The sequence below is a fragment of the Streptosporangium sp. NPDC023963 genome, assembly GCF_040639135.1.
GTDB lineage: Bacteria > Actinomycetota > Actinomycetes > Streptosporangiales > Streptosporangiaceae > Streptosporangium.
In genome coordinates, this window is the sequence record NZ_JBEZZK010000001.1 from 1197794 (window position 1) to 1216334 (window position 18541).

At 73.9% G+C, this 18541-nt stretch carries 10 protein-coding genes; 6 read left to right on the forward strand and 4 right to left on the reverse strand.

Features of this window, described 5'->3' with window-relative positions; genetic code table 11:
• Positions 1-21: 21 nt before the first annotated feature.
• Positions 22-1485 (reverse strand): class I adenylate-forming enzyme family protein, encoded by a 1464-nt coding sequence (locus AB0F88_RS05085; RefSeq protein WP_362677492.1) that lies wholly within the window; start codon positions 1483-1485, stop codon positions 22-24.
• 407 nt (positions 1486-1892) lie between these two features.
• On the opposite strand from AB0F88_RS05085, the gene AB0F88_RS05090 reads away from it, so the two are divergent.
• The 5 genes from AB0F88_RS05090 to AB0F88_RS05110 all read left to right on the forward strand — a co-directional run bounded on the left by AB0F88_RS05090 (position 1893) and on the right by AB0F88_RS05110 (position 12084).
• Entirely contained in the window at positions 1893-8237 is a 6345-nt protein-coding gene (locus AB0F88_RS05090) for an amino acid adenylation domain-containing protein (protein WP_362677964.1), read from the forward strand.
• Between the two features lie 2 nt (positions 8238-8239).
• Complete coding sequence (locus AB0F88_RS05095) at positions 8240-8413, forward strand: MbtH family protein (RefSeq protein ID WP_350972660.1); 174 nt, start codon at positions 8240-8242, stop codon at positions 8411-8413.
• 65 nt (positions 8414-8478) lie between these two features.
• A complete protein-coding gene (locus AB0F88_RS05100; RefSeq protein ID WP_362677495.1) occupies positions 8479-8730 on the forward strand; it encodes an acyl carrier protein in 252 nt (83 codons plus the stop codon).
• 25 nt (positions 8731-8755) lie between these two features.
• Positions 8756-10213 carry a hypothetical protein gene (locus tag AB0F88_RS05105; RefSeq protein ID WP_362677497.1) on the forward strand — a complete coding sequence of 486 codons (1458 nt, stop codon included), beginning with the start codon at positions 8756-8758 and terminating at the stop codon, positions 10211-10213.
• A complete protein-coding gene (locus AB0F88_RS05110) occupies positions 10210-12084 on the forward strand; it encodes a N,N-dimethylformamidase beta subunit family domain-containing protein (RefSeq protein WP_362677499.1) in 1875 nt (624 codons plus the stop codon). The genes AB0F88_RS05105 and AB0F88_RS05110 overlap by 4 nt, the downstream gene beginning before the upstream one ends.
• Positions 12085-12108: 24 nt before the next feature.
• Here the strand turns inward: AB0F88_RS05110 and AB0F88_RS05115 are convergent, their stop codons facing one another.
• From AB0F88_RS05115 to AB0F88_RS05125, 3 genes are all read right to left on the reverse strand, one after another.
• Positions 12109-13275, reverse strand: coding sequence for an FAD-dependent monooxygenase (locus AB0F88_RS05115; protein ID WP_362677502.1), 1167 nt, complete (start codon positions 13273-13275; stop codon positions 12109-12111).
• 135 nt (positions 13276-13410) lie between these two features.
• Positions 13411-16812, reverse strand: coding sequence for a BTAD domain-containing putative transcriptional regulator (locus AB0F88_RS05120; RefSeq protein ID WP_362677504.1), 3402 nt, complete (start codon positions 16810-16812; stop codon positions 13411-13413).
• Positions 16813-16959: 147 nt separating this feature from the next.
• The gene (locus AB0F88_RS05125) at positions 16960-17337 is read right to left on the reverse strand and encodes a MerR family transcriptional regulator (RefSeq protein ID WP_362677506.1); all 378 of its coding nucleotides are present in this window, start codon (positions 17335-17337) and stop codon (positions 16960-16962) included.
• A gap of 110 nt (positions 17338-17447) precedes the next feature.
• On the opposite strand from AB0F88_RS05125, the gene AB0F88_RS05130 reads away from it, so the two are divergent.
• Complete coding sequence (locus AB0F88_RS05130; RefSeq protein WP_362677508.1) at positions 17448-18521, forward strand: alkene reductase; 1074 nt, start codon at positions 17448-17450, stop codon at positions 18519-18521.
• Positions 18522-18541: the final 20 nt, after the last annotated feature.

Sequence of the window (18541 nt, forward strand, 5' to 3'; positions counted from 1 at the left end):
TCCCGGACGGGACCCCGGCCATCACGCGCCCTCCATCGTCCGGCGCAGGGCCTTCTTGTCGACCTTGCCGCCGGCGTTGCGCGGCAGGGCGTCGACCGTGATGACGTGCGCGGGCAGTTCGTGCGGGGCCAGGCGGTCCTTGAGGAAGATCCGCAGGTCCTCGGGCGTGAGGGGTTCCCTGGTGGCGAGGGCCACGGTGACGACGGTTCCGAGCACGGGGTGCGGAACCCCGAACGCGGCGGCCTCGATCACGGCCGGATGCCGGTAGACGACCTCCTCGACGTGGATCGTGGAGACCTTGAAGGCCCCGGACTTCACCACGTCGCTCTCGCGGTCGACGAGGTAGAGGTAGCCCTCGGCGTCGATGTAGCCGAGGTCGCCCATCCGCACCCAGCCGTCGCGGAAGGTCCCGCTGCCGGGGTCGCCGTAGTAGGCGCGCGGCGCCGCGGGAGATCGCATCCATACCTCCCCGGTCTCCCCCGGCGCCAGCGGTTCCCCCTCCGCGGTGGCGATCCTGACCCGTCCCCCGGCGATGGCGCGGCCGACGCTTCCCGGCCGGTCCGGGTCGAACATCATGATCGTCTGAGCCGGGGCGGCCTCGGTCGAGGTGTAGTAGTTGGTGATCGTCGCGTTGGGGAAGGCCGTGGTCAGCGCCTGGGCGACGGCCGAGGGCAGCGGCGCGGCGGCCGAGCCGAGCAGCAGCACGCTGGACAGGTCGTGCCGTTCGGCCACCCCCGCGTTGATCAGCTCGATGGCCATCGCGGGGACCAGGAAGACCGTCCCCGCGCGGTAGGACTCGATCAGCGAGGCGAAGCGGGCCGGGGTGAAACGCGGCAGCGTCACGACGGCCGGCTTCGCGTCGAGCGCGTTGATCAGCATCGCCTGCCCGGCGTTGGTCCCGATCGGGAAGGCGTGGACGAGATGCCGGGAGTGCGCGAACGGGCGGCGCTTGGCACCGCAGCCGTAGGCCAGATTGGCGTGGGTCGCCGAGACGCCCTTGGGACGGCCGGTCGTACCGGAGGTGTAGAGGATCTGGGCGAGCTCCCCGGGCTCCGGGGGCTCCAGAGGCGCGATATCGGCCATCTCATAGGACGTTTCGACGTTCAGGTCGTCGACCGTGGCGCTCCAGCCGATCTCCGGCACGGCGAGGCCCGCGGCGTGGACGACGCCGGTCGCCCGGCAGTTGTCCAGCATGAAGCGCAGGTCGTCGAGGGTGAGACGGTCGGAGAGCGGTACGGCCACCGCTCCGGCCGCCAGGACCCCGCAGAACGCCACGGCGTAGTCGGCCCAGTCCGCGGCCCCGAACACCAGGCCCACCCGGTCGCCCCGGCCGACACCGCGCGTGACCAGGCTGTTCGCGAGCGCGACGGACCGCTCGTGCCACTGGCGGTAGGTGAGCTGAGCCGAGCCGTGCACGATCAGCGCGACCCCGTCGGGGTCGGTGAGGGCCCGGTCTCCGAGCAGCTGGGGGACGGTCAGGTTCACCAAGTGAACCTCCCATTAAAGATCGGATGTATGTGCCCTCAGTGTGTGCGGACACCGAGGGCACTACAGGAAAGAATCTTTACTATTTAAAATCGAGCGTCAGTCTTACATGATCGTAAGGGGTGCGCAAGACTTTGGGGAGAGGTTCGCAGAGGCAACAAAACCCACGCGAAAGTGACCCTTGCGCCCTCAGGGCGAAGGTGTAACACTGACGACCGCAGAACTAACTGAAAGGTTTCTTTCCAGAAAGAGACCCTTCCCGATGCCCGCCCAAGCTGGTCATATATGCACAGAGCGGGCCTTTTGCGTACTAACCTCCAGCGCGATTGCGTGAACTAACGGGCCCGCGGCCGAAAAAGGAGCCCTGCGTGTTCCCACCGGAGACCGTTTCGACCGGCCAATCAGGGATGGAATACCCCCTGTCGTACGGCCAGCAGCGGCTTTGGTTTCTCCACCGGCTCGATCCAGGCGACTCCGCCTACAACACCTCCTATGTTTACAGGTTGAAAGGTCGCCTTGACAAGATCGCTCTGGAGGCCGCCTTCACCACGGTGGCGGCACGGCACGAGAGCCTGAGGACCCGGTTCCGCGAGGTCGCCGGGGAGCCCGTGGCGGTCGTCGAGCCGCCGTCACCGGTGACGGTCCATCGGCTCGCCGTCCGGGGCGAGCATGAGGTCGCGACCCTGGTCTCGGCGCTCACCAACACGGCCTTCGACCTGGCCGCCGCACCGCCGTTCCGCGTCTCGCTGATCGAGCTCGGCCCCGCCGACCACGTGCTCTGCGTCGTCCTGCACCACATCAACGGCGACGGCTGGTCGCTGAACGTGCTCCGCTCCGAGGTGTCCACCCACTACGGGAGCCGGGGCACCGCCCCGCTGCCCGAGCTGCCCCTGCAGTACGGCGAGTACGCGCGCGCCCTGCGCCCCGCGGACTCCGATCTCCGCTGGTGGACCGAACGGCTGGCCGGGGTGCCTCCCCTGGAGCTCCCTGCGGACCGGCCGCGTCCCGCCCGGCGGACCGGCGCGGGCGCCGAGGTCGAGTTCCGGATCCCCTCCGACGTGGCCGCCTCGATCGGCGACCTCGCCCGCCGCGCCCGGTGCACGCCGTTCATGGTGCTGCTCTCCGCCTACCAGGTGCTGCTGCACCGGCACACCGGCCAGACCGACTTCTGCGTGGGCACCCCCTCGGCCGGCCGCGGCAGCACCGAGCTGGAGACCATGATCGGTTTCCTCTCGACCACGCTGGCCCTGCGCTGCGACCTGTCCGGCGACCCCACCTTCGAGGAACTGCTCAGACGCACCCGCAGGGTCGTGCTGGACGGGCTCTCGCGGCAGGACGTCCCCTTCGAGCGCCTCGTGGTGGACCTCGACGTGGAGCGGGACCTGAGCCGCACGCCCCTGTTCCAGACCCTGTTCGCCTTCCACACCCACGGCGACCTGGCCGATCCGCTTCCCGGCCTCGACGTCACGGACTTCCCCAACGGCTGGGCCCGCGCCAGGCTCGACCTGTCGGTGGACATCTACCACGGCGACGACGGCGAGCTGCACGGCACCGCCATCTACAGCACCGAGCTATTCGACAGCGAGACCGTGGAACGTTTCGTCGCCCGCTTCCAGGAGCTGCTCACGGCCGTCGTGGCGGACCCCGGCTCCCCGGTGAGCGCGCTGCGGATGCTGCCGGGCGCGGAGCTCGCCCGGCTGGAGGGGTGGAACGACACCGCGGCCGAGCTGCCCGAGGTCACCCTCGTCGACCTGCTGCTCGAACAGGCCGCGGCGACCCCCGACGCGGTCGCGGTACGCGCCACGTCCGCTCACGCCTCCACGCCCGCGACCGCACCGGTGAGCGCGCCGGTCGACGAGCCGGCGGACGAGCCGGCGGACGGGCCGGCGGACGGGCCGGCGGGCGGGGCCGGCGTGCAGGAGCTGACGTACGCGGAGCTGGCCGGGCGGGCGGCGGAGCTGGCCGGGCGGCTGGGCGCGGCCGGGATCGGGCGCGGCTCGCTGGTCGCGGTCCGGATGGAACGCGGCACCGACATGCTCGTCGCCCTGCTGGGCGTGGCGATGAGCGGCGCGGCCTACCTCCCCGTCGACCCCGACTACCCCGAGGCACGCGTCGCGTACGTGATCGAGGACTCCGCGGCGGCGCTGGTGCTGACCGGCCTCGACGACCTCCCCCCGGTGACGGGCACGGCGACCAGCACGGCAACCGGCACGGCGACCAGCACAGCGACCGCCGCGCCCGCGCGGCCGCTTCCCGGCGACACCGCGTACGTGCTCTACACCTCGGGGTCCACCGGACGGCCGAAGGGCGTGGTGGTACCCCATCGGGCGCTGGCCAACTTCCTGCTGGCGATGCGCGACCTGGTGCGGTCCTCGCCGCGGGACGTGTGGCTGGCGCTGACCTCGCTGTCGTTCGACATCTCCGCCCTGGAGCTCTACCTGCCGCTGGTGACGGGCGGGCGGGTGGTCGTCGCCGACGCGGAGACGGCCCGCGACGGGGTGCGGCTCGCGCGCCTCGTCGGGGACGAGGGCGTGACGCACGTCCAGGCGACGCCCTCGGGGTGGCGGGTCCTGCTCGCCGGGGACCTGCCGCGCGTGGTGGGGCTGACCGGCGGCGAGCCGCTCGCCCCCCGGCTCGCCCGCGAGCTGCGTCCCCGGGTGGACCGGCTCGTCAACGTCTACGGCCCGACCGAGACCACCATCTGGTCCACGGCCTGGGACGTCCCCGAGGACCCGGGGGAGATCGTCATCGGCCGCCCGATCGCCAACACCGTCGTCCACGTCGCCGACCCCGGCGGCGGGCCGTGCCCGATCGGGGTGGCCGGAGAGCTGCTCATCGGCGGCGAGGGGGTCGCCACCGGCTACCTGGGCCGCCCGGCCCTGACCGCGGAGCGCTTCGTCCCCGGTCCCGGCGGCTCGCGGCACTACCGGACCGGAGACCGCGTCCGCCTCCGCAACGACGGCACCCTGGAGTTCCTCGGCCGGACCGACAACCAGGTCAAGCTCCGGGGTCACCGCATCGAGCTGGGCGAGATCGAGGCCGTGCTGGACGCCTGCCCCGGCGTGCGGCAGGCGGTCGTCGCGGTGCGCGGGGACCGGCTGGTGGCCTTCGTCGTGCCCGCCGCGCCTGTCGTGCCCACCTCGTCATCAGAGGCGGAGACAGAGGGCGCGGGAGCGCTCGACGGGCTCGGGGAGCGCGCCGCGCGCGAGCTGCCCGGCTACATGGTGCCCAGCGTGTTCGTCGAGGTGGAGGCGTTGCCGCTCACCCCCAACGGGAAGATCGACCGCAACGCGCTTCCCGACGTGGACGCGACGCCCTCGCGGGACGTGGTCGCCCCCCGCACCCCGGGCGAGCGGATGGTCGCGCAGGTCTTCGCCGAGGTGCTCGGGGCGGCGGAGGTCGGCGCGTACGACGACTTCTTCGCCCTCGGCGGGCACTCGCTGCTGGCCACCATGGTCACCGCGCGGCTGGCGGCGCTGTCCGGGACGGAGGTGCCGGTCCGGGAGGTGTTCACCCGGCCGACGGTCGCCGGGCTGGCGGAGCTGATCGCGACCGCGTCCGGCGGGAGGAGCGACGGGCCGAGGCCGAGGCCCGAGGGAACCGTACCGCCGCTCTCCTTCGGCCAGGAGCGGCTCTGGTTCCTCAACCGGCTCGACCCGGACGACGCGTCGTACAACATGTGCCTGGTCAGGCGGCTGCGCGGGCCGCTGGACCGGGAGGCGCTCGCCGGGGCGCTGGCCGGGACGGTCGCCAGGCACGAGAGCCTGCGCACCCGTTTCCCCGAGGTGGACGGCGTGCCGGTCGTGGTCGTCGACCCGCCGGGCCCCGTGACCGTCGAGGAGGCGGACGCGGCGGGCGAGGCCGGGGCGCTGGAACTGGTCGCGGCCCTGACCAACGCGCCCTTCGAGCTGGGCGCCAGGCCGCCGCTGCGCGTCACCCTGATCAGGGTCGCCGAGGACGACCACGTCCTGTGCGTCGTGCTCCACCACATCCTGGGCGACGGCTGGTCGCTCAACCTCATCTTCGACGAGGTGTCGCGGCTGTACTCCGGGGCCACCGCCCTGCCGCCGGTCCCGCTCCAGTTCGGCGACGTCGCCCTCTGGCAGCGCGGCCGCGACCTCGGCGACCTGCTCGGCTACTGGCGGGACAGGCTCGCCGACCCCACCCCGCTGGACCTGCCGGTCGACCGGCCGCGCACCGCCGGGGCCGCCAGGCGCGGCGACGTGGCGAGCGTCCGGCTGGACGCGGCGGAGGCCGCCGCCCTGGCCCGGCTGGGCAGGGAGCACGGCGCCACCATGTTCATGGTCCTGCTCGCCGCCTACCAGGTCCTGCTGTCGCGGCACACCGGGCACGGCGACATCCTGGTCGGCACGGCCACCGCGGGCCGGGACCGGGTCCAGCTCGAACCGGTCGTCGGCTACCTCAGCGACACCCTGGTCATGCGCGGCGACCTGTCGGCCGACCCCACCTTCGCCGATCTGCTCCGCGAGACCCAGATCGGCGTCCTGGACGCCTTCTCCCACCAGGGCGTGCCGTTCGAGGAGCTGGTGACGGCCCTGAGGGTCGAGCGCGACCTGACCCGCACGCCGTTGTTCCAGACCATGCTCATCCTGCACACGCAGGACGTCGCGCAGGCCCCCGACGCCTTCGCGGGGCTCACCGCGACGGGGTTCGAGCACGGCATGCGGCAGGCCAAGCTCGAACTGATGCTGGAGGCCTGGCACAACGAGCACGAGCTGGCGCTCAGCTTCGTCTACGACGCCGAGTTGTTCGACCGGGCCACGGTCGAGGCGATGGCCGCGCGGTTCCGCCTGCTGCTCACCGCGCTGCCGGACGCGTCCGGCGACCGGGTCTCCGAGCTGCCGCTGCGCACCGGCGACGACGACGTCCTGCTGCGGCGCCTGTCGCGGGGACCCGCGCGACCGCCCGCTCCCCCGGTGCCGGACCTGTTCGCGGCGGCCGTACGGGCCACGCCGGGCGCGGTGGCGATCGGATGCGGGGACACCACGCTCACCTACGCCGGACTGGACGCCCGCGCGGACGAGCTGGCGGCGCTGCTGCGCGGGCGGAGCGTCGCCCCCGGCGACGTGGTCGGCGTCTGCCTGGACAGGTCGCCCGACGCCGTCGCGGCCCTGCTCGCCGTCTGGCGGGCGGGGGCGGCCTACCTGCCGCTCGACCCGGACCACCCCGCCGAGCGGCTCGCGTTCATGCTGGACGACAGCGCCGCCTCCCTCGTCCTCACCACGGCGGGCCTGGGCGACCGGCTGCCCGCCGTCACGCCGCGCGCGTACGCGGACGAGCGACCCCTGCCCGCCGGCCATGCGGCCCGTACGGACGAGCACTCCCTCGTCCCGGTGGGCGCCCCGGTGCCCGGCTCGGCCGCCTACGTGATCTACACCTCCGGGTCCACCGGAACGCCCAAGGGGGTCGTGGTCTCGCACCGCAACCTGGCCTCCCGCGTCGGGTGGATGCGCGAGGCGTACGAGCTGCGGCCCGACGACCGGGTGGTGCAGTTCGCCTCGCTGAGCTTCGACACCCACGCCGAGGAGATCTATCCGGCGCTGGCCGCCGGGGCCAGGCTGGAGCTGCTGCCCGAGGGCGGCGTCACCCTGCCCGATCACCTCGACCGGGTCACCGTGCTCGACCTGCCCACGGCGTACTGGCACGCGCTCGTCGACGACATCGGCGAGATCGCCTGGCCGCCGACCCTGCGGCTGGTGATCCTCGGCGGCGAGCAGGTGCACGAGGCGGCCGTGGCCCGCTGGCGGGAGCGCTTCGGCGACCGGGTGCGGCTGGTCAACACCTACGGCCCGACCGAGGCGACGATCATCGCCACCGCCGCCGAGCTGGACGGCTCCCCCGGGCGACCGCCCATCGGCGTCCCGATCGCCGACACCTCGATCCTGCTCCTGGACGGCTCGGGCGAGCCCGTGCCGCCGGGGGCGCCGGGCGAGCTGTGCGTCGGCGGGGCCGGGGTGGCCGTCGGCTACCTGGGCAGGCCGGACCTCACGGCCGAGCGCTTCCCCACCCTTGACGACCCCCTCGGCGGCTCCGGCGATCCCGATGCCCCCGGTGTTCCCGGTGTTCCCGGCGGGGAGCGGATCTACCGGACCGGCGACCTGGCGCGCTGGCGGGCCGACGGGCGGCTGGAGTTCCTCGGCCGCCTCGACGACCAGGTCAAGGTCCGCGGCTTCCGGATCGAGCTCGGCGAGATCGAGGCGCGGCTGCTGGCCCACCCCGGCGTCGGCCAGGCGGCGGTGGCCGTGCACAGGGAGACGCTGGTCGGCTACGTCGTCGGCACGGCCACCGGGGACGAGCTGGCCGGGTACCTGGCCGGGACGCTGCCCGCGTACATGGTCCCCGCGCTCTGGGTGAGCCTCACCGCGCTGCCGCTGACCGCGAACGGCAAGCTCGACCGGGCCGCGCTGCCCGCGCCCGAGGCCGGGCCCCGGACGAGGACCGCCCCGCGCGGCGACGCCGAGGAGCTGGTGGCCGAGATCTTCGGCGAGGTGCTGGGCATCGAGGAGATCGGCGCCTTCGACGACTTCTTCGCGCTGGGCGGGCACTCGCTGCTCGCCACCCGCGCCGTCGCCAGGCTCCGCGCCGCCGTCGAGGTGGAGGTGCCGATCCGCACCCTGTTCGCCCGCAGCACCGTGGCCGACCTCGCGGCGGCGGTGGAGGAGCTGCTCGTCGCCGAGCTGGCCGAGATGTCCGACGAGGAGGCCGAGCGCCTCATGGAAACCGGGAGCTGAAGATGGGTCACCGCGTCGTGGTCAACCACGAGGAGCAGTACTCGATCTGGCCGGACGGCCGGGACCTCCCGGACGGCTGGCGCGAGGAGGGCGTCTCCGGCACCAAGGAGGAGTGCCTCGCCCACATCGACCGCGTCTGGACCGACCTGCGCCCCCTCAGCGCGAGAGGGGCGTGAGATGCGCGGTGACTGGACCCGGATCCCGGCGAGCGACGCCGGAGACCGTACGAGAGGGGCTGGCAATGATTAGGGAACGGCTGGCGGCGATGGTGGCCTCGGCCTCCGACGGAGCCGTCACGGCCAGGGAGGCACTCGCCGCCACGGTCCCGTTGTCCGCGCTGGGGGTCACCTCCCTGGCGCAGATGCGGCTGATCGACGCGGTGGAGACCGAGTTCGGGGTGGAGATCGACCTGTCGGGCGACGGGCTCGACCTGCTGGAAGACCTCGACGCGCTGGAACGCCACATCAACGAGGCGCTGCGCGCGCACTCCTGAACGCATTTCCGAACGGGGGAAGCACATGGACATCCGGTTCTCGGGGAGCCGATCGGAGACGGCGCCGCTGACCTGGGGGCAGCGGGCCATCTGGGACACGATCCGGAAGACGGCACCGGACGACCACTACTTCAACTTCGGCCGCGTGCTCGCCGTGCCCGGACGGGCCAGGCCGCTCACCGTGGCGGGGGCCGCCGAGGTCCTGCGCGCGCTGGTGGAACGGCACGAGTCCCTGCGCACCAGGCTGGGTGAGGCGCCGTACGGGAAGGCCGGCCGCGCGAACGGCACGGAACCGTACGGAAAAGTCGTCCACACGAGCGGCGCGGAACCGTACGGGAAGGTCGTCCGGGCGAGCGGCGCGGAACCGTACGGAGGCGGCGCCCGGGAGGGCGGCGGCGCGGAGCCGTGGCAGGTGCTCGCGACCGGCGGTTCCATCCCGGTCACCGTGTCGGAGGGCGGCGACCCCGAGCGGCTGCGGGACACGCTGGCGGAGACCGCGTTCGACTACGGGAACGAGTGGCCGCTCAGGATCGGGCTCGTCGTCGACCGCGGCGAGGTCACCCACATCGTGCTCGTCTTCTGCCACCTGGCCGCCGACGGCCTCGGAGCCGAGGTCGCGGTCACGGACCTGCGGCTGCTCCTGCTGCGCGGCTCCGTACCCGGACCGCCCCCGCCCTCCCCGCTGGAGCTGGCCCGCTGGCAGGGCTCGGAGCAGGGCCTGAAGGTCGCGGCGATCGCCGCGGAACACTGGGCGAGCGAGTACCGGCGCATCCCCCCGACCATGTTCGACCGGCGGGCGGGCGTCCCCGCGGATCCGCCGATCTGGCGGGCGCACCTCGTCTCCCGGGCGATGGACCTGGCCGTGCGGCGGATCGCCGCGCTGAGCGGCACGAGCACCTCGACCGTCCTGCTGGCCGCCGCGGCCACGCTGACCGGAAGGGTGACCGGCCACGACGTGAGCGCGATGCTGCCGATCGTGGGCAACCGCTTCCGCGGCGACACCGTCAACGCGGTCACCACGCTCTCCCAGGAGGGCCTGTTCGTGCTGGACCTGCGCGAGGGCGGCTTCACCGAGCTGCTGCGCGCGGCCAGGCCCGCCGCGCTGCGCGCCTACCGGTCCGCCTACCACGACCCGGACGACCGGGACCGGCTCACCGAGCGGGCCGGCCGGGAGCGGGGCGTGAGAATCCACCCGTACTGCTGCTTCAACGACATGCGCTTCACCGACCGGGCGGACGCCTCCCCCGACGAGCGCAGCGTGCGGCGGGCCCTGGACGAGACGACGCTCACCTGGCCGCTCAGCCAGGAGCGGCTCAACTGCCGGTTCTGCCTGCACGTGACCGGCGAGCCCGGCGGGCTGGGCGTCTCGCTCACCGCCGACACCGGCTACCTTCCCCGCCCCGCCATGGAACGCTACCTGCTCGACCTGGAGTCGCTGCTGGTCGAGGCCGCGTTCCGCGAGGTGCTGGAGCCGGTCGGTTGACGATCCACGCCTACGCCGAGTCGACGTCCTGCGTCCAGGGCGGCGCGCTCCGCTTCCACCTCGCCCGCGCCTCCCGCGCCCCGCTGCGAGGCTCGGTGCTGGTCGAGGACGTCGCCACCGAGGTGGCCGTACTCGACGGGGAGTTCACCGGCCCGGTGTGGACGCTCGACGTCTCCGCGGGCTGGTCCAGCTCGCTCTACCGCGCGGTCTTCACCGCCGACGAGGAGAGCAGCGAGGTCTACTTCGTCGTACGGGCCGCCCGCCCCCGCTCGCCGATCCTGCTGTCGATCCCGTTCCCGACCTGGCAGGCCTACAACCGGGCGGGCATCCCCGGCGAGTCCATCTACTGGAGCGAGCAGCCGACCCGCGCCTCGCGGGTGTCCTTCGACCGGCCGGGCGGCGGGCCGCCCCCCGAGCGCTGGGAGGAGGGCATGATCCGCTGGCTGGGCCCGGCCGGGTACGACGTCGACCACTGCTCGGCCCTGGACCTGCACGAGGGGCGCGAGCTGCTCTCCGGCTACCGGCTGCTCATGGTCAGCGGGCACGACGAGTACTGGTCGGCGGGGATGCGCGACAGCGTCGAGGAGTTCGTCCGCCGGGGCGGCAACCTGGCCGTCTTCTCCGGCAACACCTGCTGGTGGCAGTTCCGGCTGGAGGACGACGGGCGCACCATGGTCTGCTACCGCGACGCGATCGCCGACCCGATGGCCGCCGTCGACCCGGCCCTCACCACGGTCGAGTGGTCCAGCGCGCCGGTGAACCGCCCGGAGAACGGCCTGACCGGGGTCAGCTTCCGGCGCGGCGCCGGGACCTGGGGGCCGTACATGCAGCTCATGCACGAGGAGTCCTACACCGTCCGCTTCCCCGAGCACTGGGTGTTCGAGGGCACCAAGCTGGGCGAGGGCGACACGTTCGGCAAGGGCGCGATCGGCTACGAGACGGACGCCTGCGACTTCGTCGAGGAGGACGGCGTGCCGGTGGCCACCGGGCGCGACGGCACCCCGCCGTCCTTCGTCATCCTGGCCACCGCCGACCTGCGGCACTGGCACCGGTACGGCCAGGGCGGCATGGCGACCATGGGCGTCTTCGGCCTCGGCGCCGGGACGGTGTTCACCGCCTCCACCGTGAACTGGGGAAACACCCTGCACGACCCGGCCGTGGACCGGATCACCCGCAACGTGCTGGACCGGCTGTCGGTGCGCGCGGGCGGCTGGGAGACCATCGGCGGCGCGGACGAGGTCGGCGCGCTGACCGTGTTCGACTCCCTGCTGTACGGCGCCACCTCCGGCGGCTCGCTGCTCACCCGCGCGGTCTCGGACCAGAACCTGCGCTGGCGCCCCGCGGGGACCGCCCCCGCGCTGGTCGCCCTGGCCACCCCCAGGGAGGCCACCGCCGTCCACCCGATCGGCCTGTACGGTCTCACCGCCGACGACCGGCTCGTCTTCCGCGACCCCGGGCACGGCTGGGTCACCCTCGCCGACGGACCCCGCGGCGGGGTCGGCCTGGGCATGGTGAACGGCGAGCTGTTCGCCGCCGCCGCGGAGGGCCTGTGGCTGTTCGACCCGGAGACCTCCGCCTGGAGCCTGGTCGAGGCCGCCGCCGGAGCCGGGGCCGTGGCGCTGGCCGCGATGAACGGCCGGCTGTACATGGCGGACGCGAACGGCCGGATCCGCACGCGGCTGCCGGTGGCGACCCCGGCCGGGTGGACCGACCTGTGCGACGCGGGCGGCTGCACCGTGCTGACCGGCCACGCGGGCACCCTGATCGGCACCGCCCGCGACCGCCCCCTGCTCCGGCGCGCGAACTTCCTGGAGGAGGCGGCCTCCGGTGAAGCAGCGGCTCTCCCGGGACAGGCGGCGCCCGCACCGTGACCCGTCCCCCGGGAGCGACGGCGTTCAGGTCGCGGTGGAGGTCCCGGTGAGCGCCGGGTAGTCCTTGAGCTCGATGTCCGTGGCGAACATGTCGGTCATCCTGAGCATCGACCACAGCAGGAACCGGCTCTTGAACAGCCGGTTCCGCATCCTGATCCCCCGCCGCGTCGCCGGGGCGAGAAAGGAGCCGGCGCCGCCCTGCCGGGCCACCTTGGCGTAGCCGCGGAAGGCCTCCTCGTACGCGCGGAACGCGGTCCGGTGGTCGCCACCGGCCGCCGCCAGCTCCCCGGCCAGCACGTACGCGCCCACGACGGCCAGGCCGGTGCCGAAGCCGCCCAGGGTGTTGCCGTAGGCGGCGTCGCCGAGCAGCACCACCCGGCCCCTGGCGTAGTGGTCGATCCTGACCTGGCTGATCGAGTCGAGGTAGAGGTTCCGCGCCTCCGGCAGCCTGGCCACCAGCTCGGGAACCCGCCAGCCCATGCCCCGGTAGGCGTCGGCCAGGATGCGCTTGTGCCGCTCCACGTCGTAGCGGTCGTAGTCGAGCCGCTCGGAGGCGAAGACGAAGAACGCGGGGGACTTGGGACCGCCGAGCGCCACCATCCGGCCGGGCTCGTTGTACATCCCGCCGCCGGGACCCGTGTCGAGGTCGGCCAGCGCGTAGTAGTACCCGAGGAAGCGCACGTGGTCGGACTCGGGGCCGAAGGCGAGCCGCCGCACGTTGGAGTGGATGCCGTCGGCGCCCACCACGAGGTCGAAGGTACGCGGCGCGCCGCGCTCGAAGGTGACGTGCACGCCGCCCGCCGTGTCGGTCAGCGAGGTGATGGAGTCGCCGAAGACGTACTCGCAGCCCGCCTCGGTCCTCTCATACAGCAGGGCGGCGAGGTCGCCGCGGAGGATCTCGACGTCGCCGCCGGTGAACGCGCCGGGCAGGACCGCCAGCGGCCTGCCGTCCGCGTCGACGATGGTCTGGTCGGTACCGCCGGTCTGGCGCCGCCGCACCTCGCCGAGGATTCCCATCCGCTCCAGCACGACGCGGTGGGTCTCGCCCTTGAAGTCGACGGCCTGGCCGCCGGGGCGGAGCGCGGGTGCCCTCTCGACGACGGTGACGGCGTGGCCGGAACGGCTCAGCCAGTACGCGAGCGCGGGCCCGGCGATGCTCGCACCGGAGATGAGGACCGTGGTGTTCTTCATGCTCACGAACTTCGCGGGGGGCGCTGACAGTTCGCCGACCATCGGCTGACAGCCGGACGCCCTCGGCGCCGAGCGCCGTCAGCCGCCCTCGGCGTCGAACCCCCCGGCCGTTCCCGACACCGGGCGCTTTCGGCTTCAGCCGTCGCCCGCGCCGCCCGCGTCGCCCGCGTCGTCCGCATCGTCCGCGTCGCCCGCATCGTCCGCGTCGCCCGCATCGTCCGCGTCGTCCGCGTCGTCCGCGTCATCCGTGTCATCCGGGTCGAGCGCCGCGAGCACCTCGTCGCGGCGCATCGCGGCCCCGCGGGCGTACGCCGACGCGAACGCCTCCTCCCCGGCGAGGTCGCGGGCGCCCGCGGCGACCCGGGCGACGTCGCGGTCACCGGCCACGGCCGTCCCGCGCAGCGCCACCGCCATGCCGAGCAGCAGCGCCGCCCGGGTCCCCGCCCCTTCGAACGCTTGTGTCCCCGCCCCTTCGAGCAGGACGGCTCCCGCCAGGCCCTCGACGGCGTCGGCGAGGTCCATCGCCAGTGGCGACCCGCACGCGCGGGCCCGCGCCCGGCGGTGGTGGAGCAGGGCACCGGCGAGATCGCCCTCGGCCTCGGCCAGCCGTCCCAGCGCGGTGAGCGCGCGCGTCCGCACCGACTCCGCGCCGAAGGCCCCGGGCTCCGCCCCTCGAAGCGCCAGGCCGATCCGGCGACGGGCCTCGGCGGGATCACCTTCGAGCCGTGCGATCTCCCCCAGCCCCAGATGCGTCACGGCGAGCACCTCCGGCATGCCCGCCTTCCCGGCGAGTTCCCCGGCGCGCCGGTGGTCGGCGGCAGCGGCGGCGAGGTCACCCTCGCGTACCAGCGCCTCGGCCCGGTGCCCCAGCATGTCCGCGGTCTCCTCCAGGGCCCCGAGCTCCTCCAGCAGCTCCAGCGCCTCCCGCCACAGGTCCCGGGCGCGCGCCCACTCCCCGCGCCGGCCCGCGACAAGGGCCAGCCAGTCGAGTCCCTGAGCCGTCCCCCAGCGCTCCCCCAGGGACCTGAAGCGCTCCAGCACCTCCTCCAGCTCCCGCTCGCCTCCGGCCGGATCGCCGCCGAACACCTTCAGCAGGGCGCGGCCCAGCCCGGCCAGGGCCAGGCTCCACGGATCGGAACCGAACAGCCGGTCGGTCTCGGGCCCGGCGGGCGGCGTCGACCTCGGCGGCCCGGCGGACATGCCCCACAACGCTTCGGCGAACGGGTACCGCAGCGGCCGGTCCCGCGACCGCATGATCGCCTCGGCCCGTTCCCAGTGTTCCGGCAACGCTCGGGGCACGGCGTGTGCCACGCACATGACGTACTCCTCCTCCAGCCCGGGGAGGGGACGACCGGTCGCCTCGAGCAGCTCGGCCGCCGCCTCCCCCGCGTCGCCGCGCCGGCCGCCCAGCCACCAGTACGCCGCCAGCGCGGCGACCAGCCGCAGCCCCGTCTCCCTGTCGTCGCGCACGGCCCAGCGCAGCGCGGCCGTCAGGTTGTCGTGCTCGGCGGAGAGCCTGGCCAGCCACCGGAGCTGCTCGGCCCGGCGCAGGTGGGGATCGGCGCGCCGGGCCAGGTCGAGGAAGTGGCGGGCGTGGCCGCCGCGCAGGCGGTCCTCCTCGCCCGCCTCCACCAGCCGTTCCGCGCAGAACAGCCTGATCGTGTCGAGCATCCGGTAGCGGTCGCCGTCCGCCACGACCAGCGACCTGTCCACCAGGTCTGCCAGCAGCCCGGCCGCGTCCTCCACCTCGCAGACCCCTTCGGCCGCCTCCAGGGACGCGCTTCCCGCGAACACGGCGAACCGCCTGGCCAGCACCTTCTCCCTGGGCGAGAGCAGGTCCCAGCTCCACTCCACCACCGCGCGCAGGGTCCGGTGGCGGGCCGCCGCCGTGGGGTCGCCGCGCGACAGCAGCCGGAACCGGCCGTGCTCCTCCAGGCGCGTGGCGATCTCCTCGACGGTGAAGGAGCGCAGCCGCGCGGCCGCCAGCTCGATGGCCAGCGGCAGCCCGTCCAGTGCCGCGCAGATCCGGACGACCGTCTCCACGTTGGCCCGCCGCACCTCGAATCCCGGCCGTACGGCCGCCGCCCGGTCGGCGAACAGCCGCACGGCCGGACAGTCCAGGGCGGCGGACGGCGAGGAGTCCGGCGGCGGGGTCTCCAGCGGTGCCAGCGGCACCAGCGTCTCGCCGGTGATGCCGAGGGGCTCGCGCCCGGTGGCCAGGACGGCCAGCCCGGGACACTCGCCCAGCAGCCCGCGGGCCAGCGTGGCGGCGGCGTCGTTCACGTGCTCGCAGTTGTCGAGGACGAGCAGCAGGTCCCGCCCGCGCAGAGCCGCCACCAGGTGCTCCACCAGATCGGCCGGGCGCGGCGCGTGGAACCCGGGCTCGCGCAGCCCGAGCGCGCCGAGCACCGCGCGGACCACCTGGTCACCGTCGCCTGCCGTACCGTGACCGCCTGACGGGCCGAGACCACCGCGCAGAACGGGACCGCCTGACGGGCCGAGACCACCGCGCAGAACGGGACCGCCTGACGTACCGGGACCACCGGGCAGAACAGGACCGCCAGGCAGAACGGGACCACCGGACGCGGCAGGGCCGCCGAGCGGGGAGAGGTCGACGAAGCACACCTCGCGCCGCCCGCGTCCGGCCGCCTCGATCGCCAGCCGGGTCTTGCCGATGCCGCCGGGCCCGGTGATCGTGACCAGCCGCGAGTCGCGCAGCGCGGCGATCCGCTCCAGCTCCCGCTCGCGTCCCACGAAGCTGGTGAGCTGGGCCGCGAGCCCCCGCCGTGGCGGCGCGGGCCGCTCGGCGCGCAGGACGGCCAGATGGATCGCGGCGAGCTCGGGCGAGGGATCGGCGCCGAGTTCCTCGGCGAGCAGCCGCCTGGCCTCCTCGAACACCGCCAGCGCCTCGGCCTGCCGCCCCGCCGCCCGCAGAGCGAGCATCAGCCGGCCCCGCAGCCGCTCCCGCAGCGGATGCGCGGCCACCAGCCGCTGCAGCTCCGCCACCGAAGCCGCCGAAGTCACCGAGCCGCCCTCGGGAAGGGCCGACTCCGCCTCCGCGAGATCCTCCGTCGCCGTCAGCCGGAGTTCCTCCAGCCGTGCCGCCCATGCCCGCCCGAAGGGCAGGTCGGCCAGCGCGGGCCCGCGCCACAGGGCGAGCGCCTCCCGCAGCGAGCCGGCGGCGGCGGCGTGACGCCCCTCCGCCAGCAGCCGCCGCCCCTCGCGGGCCAGCCGTTCGAACCGGTGGGCGTCGACGTCGTCGGGGTCGGCCACGAGCCGGTAGCCGGTCCCGTGGAACTCGATCACCTCGGCGGGCAGGCTCCGGCGCAGCCGGGAGACCTGGGCCTGCACCGCGTTGGCGGCACCGGCCGGGGGATCGTCGCCGTACTGGCCGTCGATCAGACGCCGCACGCCGACCACCCGGCCCGCGTCGAGCAGCAGCATCACGAGCAGGGCACGCGGCCGGGGCCCGCCCACGGAGATCTCCTCACCGGTGGGGGACCGCACCTCCAGGGAACCGAGGACGCCGAACCGCATGGCCTCGATTGTCCCCCACGCCTCCGGCGAGGGACCGACGCCGCGGGCGGCACGAGGCCGCGGTTCCCCGGGACGCGGGACGACCTCCCGGTTCACCGGCCGGACCGGAGGAGGGGCGAGCGAGCCCGAAGGAGGCGCCGGTGGTGGTCAGCCGGCCAGCGGCACCCGCAGCTGCTCACGATGTGCTCGGTTCACGGCCATCAGCCCGTCGAGCGCGTCGCGGGTGCGGATGAGGTCGCCGATGTGCGCGGAGAGCCGGTCACGCTCCTGTGCCATCCGTTCCAGGGCGGCGTCGGAGTTCTCCGTGCTGGGCGACTCGGTGCACGGGAGCAGTTCGGCGATGGTGCGGCTGGACAGGCCCGCGGTGTACAGGCGCTGGATGAACGCGACCCGCTCGACCTCGTTGTCCGTATAGTGCCGCTGGCCGCTGGAGCTGCGGGTGCTGGTGAGCAGCCCCTGCTCCTCGTAGTAGCGCAGCGACCGGACACTGACCCCGGTCCGTGACGCGAGCTCACCGATGCGCACGTCGCCCTCCCAGTGTGATCTGCAACACAGAGCTTGCCTCTGACATTGATGTGAGCTTCTAGCGTACTCACCGTACCCGCGATCCGGGATCGACGACCATGGAGGACGACGTGACGACCCTTTTCGACAGCTATCGGCTCGGCGACCTGACGCTGCCCAACCGAATGGTGATGGCCCCGATGACGCGAATCCGGGCCGCCGCCGGCGGGCTGGCGACACCGTCGATGGCGACGTACTACGCCCAGCGCGCGACGGCCGGGCTGATCGTCTCCGAGGGTGTGCAGCCGAGCCTGATCGGGCAGTCCAACCCGGGCACGCCGGGACTGCACACCGACGAGCAGGTCTCCGCGTGGCGGCCGGTGACCGCCGCCGTACACTCCAACGGCGGGCGGATCTTCGCCCAGCTCATGCACGGCGGACGGGTCTCCCACCCCGACACCACCGGTGCGCAGCCGGTCGGGCCCTCGGCGGTCCCGGCCGTCGGCGACGTGTTCACCCCGTCCGGCCCCCGGCCCGCGCCGATGCCGCGCGCCCTGGACACCGCCGAGGTGCCCGAGCACGCCGAGTCCTACGGCCGGGCCGCCCGCCGGGCCGTCGAGGCCGGCTTCGACGGCGTGGAGCTGCACGGCGCGAACGGCTACCTGATCTCGCAGTTCCTCTCCTCGAACGCCAACCTTCGCACGGACCGCTACGGAGGCTCGGTGGCCAACCGGATCCGGTTCGCCGTCGAGGCGGTGTCCGCGACCGCCGAAGCCGTCGGCGGGGCCAGGACCGGGATCCGCCTCTCCCCGGGCGTGACGTTCTGGGGCGTGGAGGAGACCGACATCCCTGAGCTGTACGCCGCGCTGCTGGCCGAGCTGGCCCACCTCGACCTGGCCTACATTCACCTTGAGGCCACCGCCGACGAAGAGGTGCTGGTCGGGCTGCGCCGCGCGTGGCCGGGCACCCTCGTCATGAACCCGGTGCTGCCGATGGGCCCCAAGCAGACCGGACGGGCCGAGGCCGACCACTGGCTCGGGCTGGGCGCCGACCTCATCAGCTTCGGCCGCGGGTTCCTCGCCAACCCCGACCTGGTCGAGCGGCTGCGTACCGGCCTCCCCATCGCTCCCGTCGACGAGGCGACGTACTACCAGGGCGGCGACGCGGGCTACCTGACCTACTCGACGTACCAGCACACCGCCTGATAACGGGTGGCTTCTCCCAT

Coding starts and splice junctions, on each gene's coding strand:
- AB0F88_RS05095 (WP_350972660.1), top strand. CDS start 8,240: ATGGGTCACCGCGTCGTGGTCAACCACGAGGAGCAGTACTCGATCTGG.
- AB0F88_RS05120 (WP_362677504.1), bottom strand. CDS start 16,812: ATGCGGTTCGGCGTCCTCGGTTCCCTGGAGGTGCGGTCCCCCACCGGT.
- AB0F88_RS05100 (WP_362677495.1), top strand. CDS start 8,479: ATGATTAGGGAACGGCTGGCGGCGATGGTGGCCTCGGCCTCCGACGGA.
- AB0F88_RS05105 (WP_362677497.1), top strand. CDS start 8,756: ATGGACATCCGGTTCTCGGGGAGCCGATCGGAGACGGCGCCGCTGACC.
- AB0F88_RS05115 (WP_362677502.1), bottom strand. CDS start 13,275: ATGAAGAACACCACGGTCCTCATCTCCGGTGCGAGCATCGCCGGGCCC.
- AB0F88_RS05090 (WP_362677964.1), top strand. CDS start 1,893: ATGGAATACCCCCTGTCGTACGGCCAGCAGCGGCTTTGGTTTCTCCAC.